At 41.3% G+C, this 15252-nt stretch carries 8 protein-coding genes; 5 read left to right on the forward strand and 3 right to left on the reverse strand.

Translation table 11 applies throughout. The features are described from left to right. Positions 1–53 precede the first annotated feature (53 nt). On the forward strand, positions 54–1796 hold the full coding sequence (locus tag VK664_RS26385) for a hypothetical protein (protein WP_461401718.1): 1743 nt from the start codon (positions 54–56) through the stop codon (positions 1794–1796). Positions 1797–1817: 21 nt separating this feature from the next. Here the strand turns inward: VK664_RS26385 and VK664_RS26390 are convergent, their stop codons facing one another. Further along, a complete protein-coding gene (locus tag VK664_RS26390) occupies positions 1818–4205 on the reverse strand; it encodes an alpha-L-rhamnosidase-related protein (RefSeq protein ID WP_461401719.1) in 2388 nt (795 codons plus the stop codon). Between the two features lie 267 nt (positions 4206–4472). On the opposite strand from VK664_RS26390, the gene VK664_RS26395 reads away from it, so the two are divergent. Together VK664_RS26395 and VK664_RS26400 are read left to right on the forward strand one after the other, a co-directional pair. Next, the gene (locus tag VK664_RS26395) at positions 4473–6827 is read left to right on the forward strand and encodes an ABC transporter permease (protein ID WP_461401720.1); all 2355 of its coding nucleotides are present in this window, start codon (positions 4473–4475) and stop codon (positions 6825–6827) included. A 179-nt stretch (positions 6828–7006) separates the two neighbouring features. Beyond that, positions 7007–7744 (forward strand): rhamnogalacturonan acetylesterase, encoded by a 738-nt coding sequence (locus VK664_RS26400; RefSeq protein ID WP_461401721.1) that lies wholly within the window; start codon positions 7007–7009, stop codon positions 7742–7744. A gap of 47 nt (positions 7745–7791) precedes the next feature. On the opposite strand, the gene VK664_RS26405 is transcribed toward VK664_RS26400, so the two are convergent. After that, entirely contained in the window at positions 7792–8640 is an 849-nt protein-coding gene (locus VK664_RS26405; RefSeq protein WP_461401722.1) for a phytanoyl-CoA dioxygenase family protein, read from the reverse strand. A gap of 222 nt (positions 8641–8862) precedes the next feature. On the opposite strand from VK664_RS26405, the gene VK664_RS26410 reads away from it, so the two are divergent. Together VK664_RS26410 and VK664_RS26415 are read left to right on the forward strand one after the other, a co-directional pair. Beyond that, positions 8863–11205 (forward strand): hypothetical protein, encoded by a 2343-nt coding sequence (locus tag VK664_RS26410; protein WP_461401723.1) that lies wholly within the window; start codon positions 8863–8865, stop codon positions 11203–11205. Positions 11206–11482: 277 nt separating this feature from the next. Further along, positions 11483–11989, forward strand: coding sequence for a hypothetical protein (locus VK664_RS26415; RefSeq protein WP_461401724.1), 507 nt, complete (start codon positions 11483–11485; stop codon positions 11987–11989). Between the two features lie 168 nt (positions 11990–12157). On the opposite strand, the gene VK664_RS26420 is transcribed toward VK664_RS26415, so the two are convergent. Further along, positions 12158–15252, reverse strand: a 3095-nt coding sequence (locus tag VK664_RS26420) for an FG-GAP-like repeat-containing protein (RefSeq protein WP_461401725.1), incomplete at its 5' end; no start/stop codon positions are given.

Consider the following 15252-nt stretch of genomic DNA (forward strand, 5'->3'; position numbering starts at 1 on the left):
TCGGTTAACAAATTTAAACCCTTATCATGATTAATAAGCTTTGTCTAACGTGCATGATCATACTCTGCTCGTTAATATTTAATTCCTGCAGTAAGACTAATGATGTCGTTAATACTCCGCCAGTCGATGAAAATACAATACCTCCGGTTGATGAAAATGCGGCAACTCCTGTAGGATCACCTGTCGGTGCTGTTACGCGTAAAACAATTGATGCTAAAGGTGGTCAGTTAAGTAGTACTGATGGAAGAATCCAGGTGATCATTCCTGTCGGTGCGCTGGATATCGCTAAAGATTTCAGCATCCAGCCGATAACAAATGAGCTTCCAGGCGGTGTTGGCGATGCATACAGACTTTTTCCCCATGGTGAACAATTTAAGAAAGCTGTAACGATCGTTTTTAATTATAAAAAAGAAGACCTGGCCACTACATTGCCTGAATTTTTAGACATAGCTAACCAGGAGGCAGATGGAAGCTGGCTCGCAATTACTAATTCCACTGTTGATAAAACCAATCGCAAAATATCGGTATCCACTACCCATTTCAGCGATTGGGGATATTTTAAAAGCCTCAACCTGACACCGGAGGAAGCCACAGTAGAATTGGGTGGAGCTGTTGAACTGAAAATAAGTACACGTTTTCCATATATTGATCCGGACGATGTTCCTGCCGGTCAGCCGTCTGTGAAGATCCTGCGTAATCCCCGTGAACTTCGTGCAGATGAGATTAAGAAATGGACGTATACGGGGAATGGAATTCTTATATCAAGAGCTTCACAAGCTTTTTATACTGCACCCGACGAAGAGCCGGATACAAATCCGGAGGTGGTGACTGCAACCATTAATATGCACCGTAAAGGGCAATTCATGCTGGTGTCAAACATAACTGTATTGGCAGGTCATGGTATCGCTTATCTGCAGGTAGATGAAGATTATAAAAGCCCGCTCAACAAAGGAAGTTGTATGTTATATATGTATGGGTCTTTTGGAACTGATCCCGGCACTTCAGGGCGATCAGTGAAGATCAACGGAACATCTGTTGAAGCTGACCTCTGGACACCTGGCTTCATCCGCTGTAAAATAGATCGTGAGATTTCGGGAGCCATAGAAATTTCTGCAAATAATAAATCTGTTGCGAGATCAGTATTGCGGAAATATACCGGCAATTTCAATTACGAACGTTTCCAGGGAGGAAAAACCAACTCAAGGAGTTCGAATCCATTGAAAGAGACGGTTGAATTCAAGATCGTTTACCGGGGATTTGGTGCACCATGTCCCTCAAACATTAAGCCCCTTCTGGTTGCCGATCAGATTGGCGCCTTTGGTACAAGAGCTGATTATACATTAGGAGGTGCAGCATCAGTTACGACTCCGGGTAGTTGTCCTACAACGACAAGCTTAGCATTACCGGCTACCAGTGGCACATTATTGCTGAACACTATTGCCGGCTCACCTGACACCCGGCTGCGTTGTTTTGTAAAAGATATACAGGGCGGAATTGAAATTAAAATGGAATTCCGGGTCGTTGATGTATTTACGGGAGTGCGTGTACAAAGATCGAATTGTAATAATACAAGCTTAGATACGCCAAAAACCCTTGATGTATCCTTTGAAGGATTCGACAACAAGCCTATCAATCTTGCTTTTGCTGAACCAGGTATTCTTGTAATCAGGGGTGGCTCCGAACTAAAAAGCGGTGATCTTTCTTCAGATATTTTAATTGAAGCCTGGGATGGAACCGGTAGTCCAAGCCATTATCAAACTGATGGTCTGATGCCGGCAACGTTTCGTAAAAAGTAGTATTTGATGCCGGCGAAAACTTTAATTCTTAAGTTCAACCTGAAACGATGTTCCTTTCAGAATCACCTGGTCCCTGTTATCCTTTAATTCGGGGTTCACTGCTTTATTATTTATGATCCATTTACTGAATTTTCCTTTTGGCTGCGAAAAGAAAATAGTCCATTCTCCCAGGGCCTGGGTTATTTTGAAACTGAGGCCATCAGGCTCACGGTTAAATGCAACCGAAATTATGTTATTTCCTGTTTCAACATTTTCAATTTTACCTTGTTTCAACGCAAGTGGTATCAAAGGAAAAAGTTGAATCTCCTTTTTTATTGCCATCGGTTTTATACCAAAAAATTGTTTGATAAGGGGTTCGCCGAAGGCATAAAGATTCCAGGCCTGGGTCATCATTCCAAAGTCAGGAGATACTTCATAAATCGAACCCGGTAAAGCATAACTGAAAGTGCCAAGCATTTTCAACATCAACGCATAAGCTTCATCGGGCCGTCCATAATTGTTCTCTGATACAATTTGTACGCCTGTTGGCAGCGTCATAACAGCCCCTGTATAAGTAAATGTTCTTTTATTAGCAAGTGCAGCAAATGATCCTGTATCGGTCCCTGCCGATTCATCACGATCTATGCCTGTAACAAACATACCAAACGGATTTGTAAATTTTTTTGCTGTTTCAAGAGCAATAATCGCCTTTGCAGAATCGGCTATCCCCATTTCCATCGGTGTGTTCACTACCCAGTTATGATGCATCACAAAACCCTTCCTGGTATTAGATGGGTAGGATGAAACTTTTTGCCTGGTGGCTTTCAGTTCCGCTACTGCCCAGGGTTTGTTCAATGTGTCTGCCCTTACTATCGCATCGTTGACAAGTTGTAATGCCTGTGCCTTTGTACCTATAAAATCTGCAAAAGATCCAAAATCTTCTACCCAGAAATCCCTGTTTATCTTCTCCTTTATCGTGGTTGCTGTTGCCTGGTATTCCCCGGCAACCTTAGCTTGTCCCATAATTGCAGCCATTTGGGAAGCATCCGCAAAAGCTTTTTGTGTATATGCAGCAACATCGATCATCTCGGAATTCATTCCATGTATCTCCATCATTCCAAAACCGTCGGGCAAGTTGTTGCGGTTTTTATCGTTGTCCTTCAACAACCAGTTGAGACCTTTCTGAATATCAGGAAAATGTTTAGCGAGAAAAGCCAGGTCCCCGGTCCAGCAGAATACTTCCCAAACCAGTGATGCAAACTGTGCAGTCTCATTGACATTTCCCTTATTATAAACAGCTCCATTGGTTGATACTTCATGAACAATGCGCCCGTTCCCATTTGTTTTTGCGGAGACTTCATGTATAAGGTCTATTGAACTATAAACAAGGTCCTTTTGCCCGGTAGCGATCAGCCCTTTCAATGTATAAGCCATATCACCCCCAAACCACCATGGATAATCAGGCAATCCGGCACTGATAGCGCGACCGCGTCCAGGAACGTCTATGATCAGCCAGTCGTTGTTGTACTTGATCCATCGGAATGCCGTTTCAAGCTTTTTATCGCTCAGTGTTATTTTTGACTTGTTGTCAAGATCAAGCACTCGTTTCTTTTTTTCGGCCAGCAATTTTACATGTTGTTTATTCACATCCTTCAATAAACTGATTGCTTTAGCTTCACTTTGCATGGAAGCTGCAAAGGTTACCGGAAACAGCAGACTCGCCCCTGGTGCAAGCCGGTAAGAATATGTCGTAATTGTTGTCGAGGTATTGGGTTTTGTATTGTCAATAACCGGAACAAGTTGGGGAATTCCGGTAACCGTTGATCCATAAACTACAAACCATTTATTGAGCCCGTCCTTTGTTATCCATGTATTTGTCTGACCATCAAATTTCGATTGATCCTTTCCATCTTTCATCCCGGTTCGTTCACCGAGCCAAACCGGTCTGAGGTTAGTGGTGACTTTGAATTGAAAATTAAGCTCAACCTGTTGCTTCGATTTATTCTGAAAAGAATATTCAACATATAAGGCTTTTTTTCCATCGGGCACAAACTGGTAACGTTCAACTGAAATCGCACCAGCGATTTTATTATAAAGGTGCCTGTTTCCGAAAGGATAATTAATAAATGAATCTGCTTTTATTGGAAGAGCTGAGCCATTTTCGATCAGACAGACTTCGAACCCATCCAGTAATTTCACCGGGTGGCTCCAGACGCCGCCCATCTCGCCAGTTAAGTGCCAGCCGATAGGTGGAAAACTGCCGTCCTGGTATCCCACCATATAAAGTCTGTCACCTGCAGTATTGAAAGGGCTCTGAAGGTATTGTTTGCTTCCACTGATTTGTTCAGTGTTGCGGAATATGGATGCGATAGATCCGGCTTTGTTTTGCTGGCCATTTAATACTGTGATTCTTAATACCAAAAAAAGCATAAAGAAACAATTGGCCAACAGAACCCGCAAACACTTGCTCATAAACCATTTATTAAAATCATTACCGTCAATTAAAAGTAACAAATCTCATGGCGCAGCCGGATGATTAGTTTATGGTTCAAAAAGTACATTATTATTGGTTTTCAAATTTGAACAATCTCTGTTCGCTTACGGACAGTACAAGAAAAGATCTCTTCCAGTTTATATTGATTTTCAATTAGTTATCAATCTGGCCTGGCCATTGATGTTTAAAGTAAAAGCTACTGCATGCTATTTAACTACCTTACCATTGCCTGGCGCACGATTGTAAAAAATAAAATTTACTCAGGAATTAACGTTTTAGGGCTTGCCATCGGAATGGCCGGGTTTATATTGATTGGGACCTGGATCTGGAATGAAAAGAGTTTTGATCAGTTTCATGAAAATAAAAATACGCTGTACAAGGTCTGGAACCGTTCGATGGGGCCAGGCAATGTACAGGCCTGGGATGTGACCGCCGGACCACTAGGTAAATCATTAAAAAATGATTTTGCCGAAATAAAAAATACATCCCGCATCTACTGGAGCATGGATCGTCTTTTTAGCTATGGCGACAAAAATTTAAAGGCCAAAGGAAATGATGTTGATAAGCCGTTTCTTCAAATGTTTAGTTTCCCGCTGCTGAAAGGTGATCCAAACCATGCTCTCGATGATGTAAATAATATTGTAATTACTGAAAACCTGGCTACACGGCTCTTTGGCGATGAAGACCCCATGAATAAAATGGTCAGGATAGACAACAAGGATCCTTATAAAGTAAGCGGAATTCTCCGGAACCTCCCTTCAAACACAAGCTTCGATTTTGAATACCTCGTTTCATTGGAAAAAGGAGAAAACTACTATGGTAACAGCTGGAATAATAACTCCTATTATACTTATGTACAGTTGGATCCGAACACTTCAATTGAAGCATTCAACAATAAAATAAAAACTGCGCTACTCCGGTATGCACCGGAATCAGAAACAGAGATCTTCCTGCATCCCTTGACGAAATGGCATCTCTACTCAAGATTTGAAAACGGCAAAGTTGCGGGTGGACGTATCGAGATAATTTACCTGCTGCTTGTTATCGGGATACTGATACTTGGTATAGCTTGTATTAATTTCATGAATCTCAGCACTGCCCAAAGTCAAAATCGCGCAAAAGAAGTGGGGGTTAGAAAGGTAATTGGTGCGGGCAAGGGATCATTGATTCGTCAGTTTCTTACTGAATCCATATTGATTTCAATGGTTGCCTGTGTTTTAGCCATTCTTATTGTTGAGTTATGCCTCCCTGCATTTAATAAACTATCCGGCAGGAGTTTATCTATCGCTTATGGCCAACCGATTTTCTGGATTTCACTATTTGCATTTATAATATTAACCGGGATGCTTGCGGGGAGCTATCCCGCTTTTTTCTTATCCACCTTCCGTCCCATCAAGGTTTTAAAGGGAGAGCTTTCAAATATCCAGCGAAGGTTTACACCAAGAAAGATCCTGGTAGTTGTTCAATTTTCAATTGCTATTATTCTCATCGTTTCTACCACTATCATCTATAGCCAGATAAAATTTGTACAACAGCGAAATACCGGCTATAATGTTAATAATCTTGCAGAGGTCTCAATCGAAGGGGATATCAACAAAAATTACCAGGTTATCAAATCGGAATTATTAACTAAAGGCGTAATTACATCTATGTGTAAAACCAGCCTGGGTGTAACTGTGGATGGATCTACGTCATCGGGTTTGAAATGGACCGGTATGGTTCCGGAACTGGAAGGGATGAATTTTTCGAGGTTTGGAACTACTGGCAATTTCATCAGCACTTTGGGCCTCAGATTGCTGGAGGGGCGTGACATTGATCAGGAAAATCGTCCTGGTGACAGTCTTGCTCTGATATTAAATACAACAGCGATAAAAACTATGGGTATTAAAAACCCGGTTGGAAAAACAATTGAATGGGCAAACAGGAAATATACTATCGTTGGCGTATTTGATGATTTTATTATCGGTTCTCCTTATAGCCGTGTCAATCCGATGGTGGTGATTGGTACTAATTACTGGACTTATAATACGGTGATGCGGTTCAATTCAAAAAATGACATGTCCCGTAATCTGCAAATCGCAGAAGCAACTTTCAGAAAATACAATCCTGCTTATCCATTCACCTACCGTTTTGTGGACCAGGAATTCGGTAAAAAATTCAATGACCAGCAACAGACTGGTTCATTGTCTGCCCTGTTTTCCGGCTTAACTATTTTCATCTCCTGTATGGGGCTTTTTGGTCTTGCCATGCATACAGCAGGAAATCGTAAAAAAGAAATAGGAATCAGGAAAGTACTTGGCGCAAGCGTATTTGGCATCACTAATATGCTCACTAACGAATTTGTGCGGCTGGTGATTATTGCAATAACAATTGCAACTCCGATCAGCTGGTACATTATGAATAAATGGCTGCTGGATTTTGAATACCGTATCTCAATCAGCTGGCTGACCTTTGTTTTTGTTGGCTTATCTGCAATATTAATCGCCATCATAACCATCAGCTTCCAGGCGGTAAAAGCAGCGCTTGCAAATCCTGTTAAAAGCCTTAGAACACAATAGTTTAAAAGAATTATGAATTATGAGTTATGAGTTATGAAATTAGTTATGAAATGATTAATTATGAATTCATAACTCAACTCATAACTATACATTTAGATAGCTGTTTTATTTAAAACCAGACTATTGTTTTAAATTACTGAACTTGCCAGGCAAGCTATTTTTTTATAGCATCCATTTATATGAAACTATTCTATATACTGTTTTTGGCATTACCACTGATGAGCGTTGAACCCAAGAAAATTCGTGTCTGGCTGATTGGAGATTCAACCTGTGCAAACAAAGAGATTAGAGCATATCCTGAAACGGGGTGGGGGATGCCATTTACGTATTTTTTTGATTCTACGGTACAAGTGAGGAATATGGCAGTAAATGGCCGCAGTACCAAATCCTTCATTGCAGAAAAACGTTGGCAGCATGTACTTGACAGTCTTCAAGAGGGCGATTATGTATTTATCCAGTTTGGACACAATGACGAAGTAAAAGAAAAGGTGGACCGTTATACCACACCGGAAGAATTTGGAATAAACCTGAAAAGATATGTTGATGAGACACGCAGCAAAAAAGGCATACCTGTATTATTGACCCCCGTTGCAAGACGCACATTTGATTCTGTCACTGCAAAGCTGAAAGAATCTCATCCGATCTATTCGGATGTTGTAAGAAAGGTCGCGTCGGATAACAAGGTGCCGCTGATCGACCTGGATTCAAAAAGCATGAATCTGCTGCAACAATTCGGACCGGAGATTTCGAAGTTGTTGTTTCTGCAACTCGCTCCCGGTGAACATCCCAACTATCCTGAAGGTAAAGTTGATAACACACATTTTAACGAACTCGGCGCACGTTTGATAGCTCAACTGGTGCTTGGTGAGCTCAGGCAACAAAATATTGATCTCACAAAAAGGACTATAAAAAAATAAACTTTCTTGTCAATCAATAACTTCACTCATCACTCATAACTCATCACTCATAACTTTGTTTCCCATCCCGTTTCTTTTAGCGCCGGGTCATTTTCTTTTTTCAGAAAATCTGCATTTGAAAGTGATTGTGCTTCCCATTCGAGTATAGCATTATCAGGCACGATTGAAACCGGAATTTTCCACGATGTTGATGTTTCGTTATAGGCAAGGTTTGATTGGGACGAATAGCAGGAAATAATTGACCAGCGTGGAAATTCAGATAGGTTTGCTTCTGAACGATGCAGTAAATTACTATGAAAAAACAAAGCGTCTCCTGCTTCAAGTTCGGAGTAAACCAGGTCCATTGTCTGGAGTGCGTTGTTCACCATCACCATATCGGCTCCAACCTGTTCACCAGCGAAACCGTGGTTTACCCTTCCTAATTTGTGTGATCCTTTGATCACCTGCAAACAACCATTTTCCTTATTAGCATGAGTTAAAGCAACCATTACACTTACAAGCTGATCAGGGAACATGAACTGATTTTTATACCAGTAACCATAGTCCTGGTGCCATTCCCAGGCACCTCCAACTCTTGGTTCCTTCTGCATTAATTTTGAATGGAAGTGACAAACAGGTGCATCGCTATCAAGTAGCTGTGCAACCGAATTAACTACTTTTTCGCTACGTGTTAAGTAGCCAAACACATCATTTCCCGGCGTGAACCATAAAGAGAGCCTGGTTTTTTTTCCTGATTGGTCATTCAGATCCAGGGCATTATTTCGCATCGCATTGTCTTCGATCGCTGTGCCGTATAATTTGTCTATTTCCTTTTTGCTGCAAAAATTCTTTACAATGATATAGCCGTCTTTATGGAAGGCTTTTACCTGTTCTGGTGAAAGATTTAATGATGGCATCGTTGTAAGTTTTAAAATTCACTAATTATGCTAAGCTAAAGAAGTTCATTGATATTTGATGCCATAATATCAGACCCTGCAAACTGTTAGTTAGGGGTTACTATGAACTGTATTAATTGATTACTATGAACTGATTTTGTATGAGTAAATTGAACTGTATTTGCCTGTAAAAAGGGTAAACTAAACTGGGTGATATAAATTCAAATGGGAATTATCTTGCAAATGAAAAAAGTTATCGGGCTCTCATTAATTTTCTTTCTGATATGTGGTATTATTAATGCGCAACAACGAATAGACCGCAAAGCGCTTGTTGAAAGACATACAATAGTCAACAGATCGGCAGATACCTTGTCATCGCTTTCTGTTGGAAACGGTCAGTTTGCCTTCACGGTCGATATAACAGGTTTACAGTCGTTTCCCGACGTATATGAAAATGGAGTACCTCTTGGTACCCAGAGCGAATGGGGTTGGCACAGTTTTCCCAATACCGAAGGATATCGTTTTGAAGAAACGCTTCGAAATTATGATCTGAATGGCAGGTCAATAAGTTATTCTGTACAAACCAATGGGCCTGTAAGAAATAAAAATGCAGTGGAATGGTTCAGGCAAAATCCGCATCGTTTGCAGATTGGAAATATTGGTTTTGAACTGTTAAAAAAGAACGGTTCTCTTGCAGGCATAGAGGATATCCGTAATATTGAGCAGACTTTAAATATGTGGACTGGTGAAATTCATTCAAAATTCACCATAGAAGATGTTCCGGTTGACGTTATCACTTATGGTCATCAGCAACAGGATGGTGTTGGTGTAAAAGTATCTTCAGAATTATTGAATGAAGGCCGGCTACAAATACGGGTAAGGTTCCCCTATCCAACTGGTGAATGGAAAGACGTGGGGAGCAGGTTGGAATCAAACAGCAAACACAGATCTGTTATTTATTCCAGGTCAGTGAATGCCACTTCTCTTCGACATGAAATTGACAATGTTTCCTGGTTTGTTAATTTGCAGTGGCGTGGAAAAGCTGAGGTCACAGCAAAAGACAGCAATTATTTTCTCATCTCACCATACGCCGTTGCCTCAACTTCATCTTCAGCTACTTCATCTTCAGCTACATCATCTTCAACTGCATCATCTTCAGTTACGTCATCTTCAAATAAGTTATCTGCTTCTCAACCGGCTTCAACTTTATTCCAATCAATTTTATTCCAACCTCCTTTATACTCATCACAAACAAATTCAATTCCGGAAGATAGTTATAACGGTTCGCAAGATAGCTATGATGGGCCTGGTACATTTGAATTCAGTTTTCGTTTTGATCGTCAGCAAAATAATATAGCTCAGTCTTTTTCCGAAACCCGTGACAACAACAGGCAGGAATGGAATAAATTCTGGACAAGCGGTGCGGCAGTTGACTTTAGCGGTAGCCTCGACAAGAGAGCAATTGAGTTGGAAAGAAGAATTGTTCTTTCGCAGTATTTAACAAAAATTCAATGTGCGGGCAATTTTCCGCCGCAGGAAACAGGGCTGACTTATAACAGTTGGTATGGCAGGCCTCATATGGAAATGCATTGGTGGCATGGCATCCATTTTTCTTTGTGGGGCAGAAACCCTTTGTTGGAAAACTCCTTATCGTGGTACAAAAAATCAGCTGCCAAGGGTAGAGCCATTGCAAAACGCCAGGGGTATCAGGGAATCAGATGGCAAAAGATGACAGATAATGATGGCAATGAAAGCCCGTCTTCTGTTGGAGCGTTTCTTATCTGGCAACAGCCTCATCTTATTTATTTTGCCGAACTAATTTACCGGAATGATAGTAACAAGCCTACTATTGATAAATATAAGGACCTGGTATTTGCCACTGCAGACTTTATGGTTTCTTATGCTTTTTATGATTCAATCCAAAAAAGATATATTCTCGGTCCAGGCCTTATTCCCGCGCAGGAAACATTTAATCCTTTAACAACATTCAATCCTGCTTATGAACTTGTGTATTGGCATTGGGCGTTGAAAATTGCCCGTGCCTGGCGGATACGGGCAGGACTGCCTCCAGTAAAAAAATGGGATGATGTACTAAAAGATCTTTCGCCGCTTACTGTTAAAGAAAACAAATATCTCTTTACCGAAAATGCTGTTGATTCATATACAAATCCAGCCTATCGCACCGATCATCCATCAGTGCTGGGAGCGTTGGGAATGTTGCCTCAAACCAGTCTTGTCGATACCGCAATCATGCAATCGACATTTAACTGGATCTGGAAAAACTGGAACTGGGATCATACCTGGGGCTGGGATTTTCCGATGGCAGCCATGACAGCAACCAGGCTTGGTTTACCCGAACAGGCAATTGAAGCATTGCTGATGCCCATATCGACAAATACCTATCTTAACAATGGACATAACTACCAGGACAAAAGACTGACCATTTATTTGCCGGGTAATGGTGGATTACTGGCAGCTATTGCCATGATGTGTGCAGGTTATGATGGATGTAAGACTGACAATCCGGGTATTCCTAAAAATGGTAAGTGGACGGTAAGATGGGAGGGACTGGGGCAAATGCCATGAGAAGATATATTGCTCATAAGATATCCTTTTCTACAATAAATTGAAGAGCATGAACACAGGACCCTGGATTTCCAAAAGGCACTTATGAAATAATAGACAAATAGTTAAAGATCTATAAATTACTAAAGATCTATTATGCAAAATGCAGGTTGATACACAGGATAATCCGATACACAAGATAATTAGCCAACAGTATTCGTAATTTCGGGTGTTCGAATTTGACAGGTGGTAAGCAGGTCGATCAACAGAATGCTTAACTTATGAGAAATCAGCGTTTATGAACCGTAAAGTTTTCTTAAGTCAGTTTTCCATGGCAGCAAGTACAACCCTGTTTATTCAATCCTCGTTATTCTCCCAAACAAACCCGAAGCCGGACCCATTGCCCGCTGAAAAAGTGAAAGCTTTTGTTGGTGCAGGTCATAATGATCTCGGCAAGGTAAAGTCTTTACTGGCAGAGTTTCCATCCTTATTGTATGCAACCTGGGACTGGGGTGGGGGCGATTTTGAAACTGCGCTTGAAGGCGCCGGCCATGTGGGTACAAAAGATGTAGCCAATTTTTTAATTGAAACCGGTGCCAGAACAAATCTTTTTGTACTAACTATGCTCGGGAAAACACAGCTTGTTAAGGCATGGCTTGAAACCTATCCTCAATGCATCAATGCAAAAGGCCCTCATGGTTTTTCGCTTTTGCATCATGCAAATCGAGGAGGAGAAGATGCGAAAGAACTGGTTGACTACCTTCAAAGCAAAGGCTTGAAAGAAACGAAGTTCAGCATCTCTTAAAAAAACAACTCTCTGCTCACGCGCAGCTGGCTTAATGAAATGTGATTGTAAACATTGATCAACCCGTCATGCCTGGCAATAATCAGTGTTTATGGAACCAAAATAATCACTTTATATTGAAAACTGTTTCCAGCTTATCCCTGCAGAATGCTTTTGAATGGTATGAAACTATTGTTTTAATATTCTTAAAAAAGCACTTTCACCGGTTGCTCTTTTGAATACAACAAAATAAAGGCCCCTTGGAATATGCACCACACTTAAGTTGATACTTGTCCTGTTCTGAATATCTTTCATAATGATAAATTTATGACCATCCGCACCGAGCAGTTCGAGTGATTGCCAGTTATCAGCGGGGTTAATATTGTCAAGTGACAACGTACTGCCAACGGGATTCGGAAAAGCCCTGATCGGCATATTAGCCAAAGGCAATGGACTATCACTAATTACAAATATTACAGGGTTGGTAACTATCGTATCAATAAAATTGCAACTGTCTTTGCTGATAATAATGTTCCGCAGTTTATCACCGCTGGTTGAAGGCTTATACATGAGTAATTGCAAAGTTGCACCGGTAATCGATCCCCACGAATGTACGCTGGTACTATCCTGCCACTGATAAGTTATTGTTCCGGGCGGATTGGTTGTTTCGACTTTCATTGCTGATGTCTCTCCTTGTTTAACCTGTGTATCACCTGTGATCTTTGCAGTTGGTTTAACCCTGTCGTATATGCTCACAGTACTTTTATTACTGATGATAGTGTCCGTTCCACAAGGGGTAGGCAACAAATATTCTAACCATACAATATCTCCGGCTTTCAGATTTGTTAATGTGAGGACACCAGTGTTTGATCCTGCAGGTTGACCATTCACTTTCCAAAGATAAATACCTGACGCGGGGTCAATTACCTGGCCATTGTTATTTGACCCGGGATTTACAAAAGTTATCTGACCAACAGTAAATGTTTTTGCAAAAGGATCACATTGATTTATTAAGGCAGCAGTGATAGAAACTTCATGATGAGCGAACCACACAGATGTAATCGTAATCACATTACTTGTATCAGCCTTTAAGCCACAAACAGTATTTACTTTCATCACCACGCTTATTTTATCGCCTGCATTCAGCATTGGATCTTTAAACCTGGCACCTGTGTAGGACTGCGGATTACCATTCACAAACCATTGATAGGATGCATTGGAAAAAAATCCTGAACCAGATGCGGTGAATAAAAGTTGGTTGCCTGTACAAAGGCTGTCACGGCCTATGCTGGTGTTTGCCTCAAAGGAGCAGGTGTCGGCCTTTGTCAAAATTGTATCTGCACTGAAAATATGTAGATAGTTATCACTGCCAATAAAAAGAATTTCAGGCGAGCCGTTCTTGTTAAGATCCCTGATACTGATATCATTTAATTCTTCGTTGGTTTTGGTTTGGGCTATTTCCACAAAGGAAACAACGTTATTAGTTTGCTTCTGTACATAAATATGAAGTATTGAATCGCGGGAATCCTCACAAACAAGATCAACAAGTCCGTCTCCGTTAAGATCACCGATATCATTAGTGGTGGTCCAGGTGGTTGTCATGATGTTGGTTACCAGGGCGAAAGAAAGAATTCCGTTTCCACTGGTGTTCTCCACATACTGGATACCCCGGTTGTAGTTGATGATCAGATCGGTTTTATTATCCCTGTTGATGTCTCCTAGTATAAATTTCTGGGGACTATCTCCACCATTAAAATTTAATGGCGAACCAAAACTTATGGTATCGGTGGTGGATGTGTTTTGGAAAATCAGCATCGACTTGACTGGTTGATCCGATCTGGATATTGCAGATATTACCTCAGGCTTACCATCGCCATCCAGGTCTCCGACTTCAAACTGAGAGGTGGTTTTGCCCTTTGGAAAAATGTAACGGCTTCCGAAGCTTATGGTACTTCCGGATGAGGTATTTCGGAATATAATAACTTCCCCCTGGTCGCTGAGACTAAGAATCTCCGGTTTACCGTCCCCATTAATATCTGCAAGACTGAAAAAAGAATAAGTGCCGCCGATTCGTTCAGCTGGCGCATCAAAACTGATTTTTCCGGTGATGCTGGTGTTTTTGAATATTTTAATAATAGATGTTTCCCCTGCAACAAGCTCTGGCCGGCCATCACCGTCAACATCAGCAACCAAAATGTTTTGAAAAAGGCTTACATTTTCGATGGTTAGAACTTCTTCAAATGAAACCGAATCCTGGGAACTTGTATTTCTATACACCTTCAATTTGTCAAGTTCAGTAGTTACAATGAGATCCGGTTTCCCATCGCCATCCAGATCATCAGCTTCCATATTTGTTCCGGGAAAAAGCATTGCTTTTATAACTGTATTTACTGCCTTATAGGTAGTGTCGCTCAACTGGCGGCCGACAGATCCCTGCAAGGTGAAAAAGTTGTTTGAAGTAGCAGTGAATCCATTGCAGGAAACGGTCAGAAATTCTGCTGAAGCACCATGAGGAACCTCCACTTTTAGCAGGGATGGAGAGGCGCTGATAACCTTGCCAAATGCAGCACCAAAGCCAACAAAATTCAGCTCCGGATCCGTATTGAAATTTTCGCCCGCGATTTCGATCATGGTGCCTGCTTTGCCTGAAACAGGGAAGAAAGACTTTAATACCGGGATTGAAGACGGGATAAATATGAAGCCCGGCAATGACATCCTTCCTCCTGCAGTTTCTAATTTTACTTCGCCTGATGCCCCACTGCCAACCACGGCTGTTAATACTGAATCTGATAATACGGTGACCCGAGAAGCCATTGCATCGCCAAAATATATTTTCGAGCTACGATGAATATTAACTCCGGTAATGGTAACGACTGTGCCGGCTTTTCCGGTAGCCGGTGTAAACGATTTTAATGTTGGCTTTTGAACATATTCAAAACTATCTGAACTGAATATCGTGGTATCCGCAGTTTGCAAACTGATTTTCCCTGTTGCCCCTTTGCCAATAATAACATCGAGGTATCCGGAATATGTAGGGATCCATTCCCGAACCGGGACGCCGCCGATCTTAACGCTATCGATATCGTAAATACGATCGATATATATCTTCATCCGTGTGCGCTCACCACCTAGTATTGGTGTAAATGAATGAATCACAGGTACAGTTGAATAACGATAATAAGGTCCTGGGCCGGAAGTGCCATAGTTATTGGAGACTCTTATATAAGAGTCGGTGCCTGGGGCTATGACGGCAATAATAACTGAATCGGAAAGGACGCTAAAAG

This window comes from Flavitalea sp., from assembly GCF_035489435.1.
Lineage (GTDB): Bacteria > Bacteroidota > Bacteroidia > Chitinophagales > Chitinophagaceae > DATHKG01.

Coding starts and splice junctions, on each gene's coding strand:
- VK664_RS26385 (WP_461401718.1), top strand. CDS start 54: ATGATCATACTCTGCTCGTTAATATTTAATTCCTGCAGTAAGACTAAT.
- VK664_RS26390 (WP_461401719.1), bottom strand. CDS start 4,205: ATGCTTTTTTTGGTATTAAGAATCACAGTATTAAATGGCCAGCAAAAC.
- VK664_RS26395 (WP_461401720.1), top strand. CDS start 4,473: ATGCTATTTAACTACCTTACCATTGCCTGGCGCACGATTGTAAAAAAT.
- VK664_RS26400 (WP_461401721.1), top strand. CDS start 7,007: ATGAAACTATTCTATATACTGTTTTTGGCATTACCACTGATGAGCGTT.
- VK664_RS26405 (WP_461401722.1), bottom strand. CDS start 8,640: ATGCCATCATTAAATCTTTCACCAGAACAGGTAAAAGCCTTCCATAAA.
- VK664_RS26410 (WP_461401723.1), top strand. CDS start 8,863: ATGAAAAAAGTTATCGGGCTCTCATTAATTTTCTTTCTGATATGTGGT.
- VK664_RS26415 (WP_461401724.1), top strand. CDS start 11,483: ATGAACCGTAAAGTTTTCTTAAGTCAGTTTTCCATGGCAGCAAGTACA.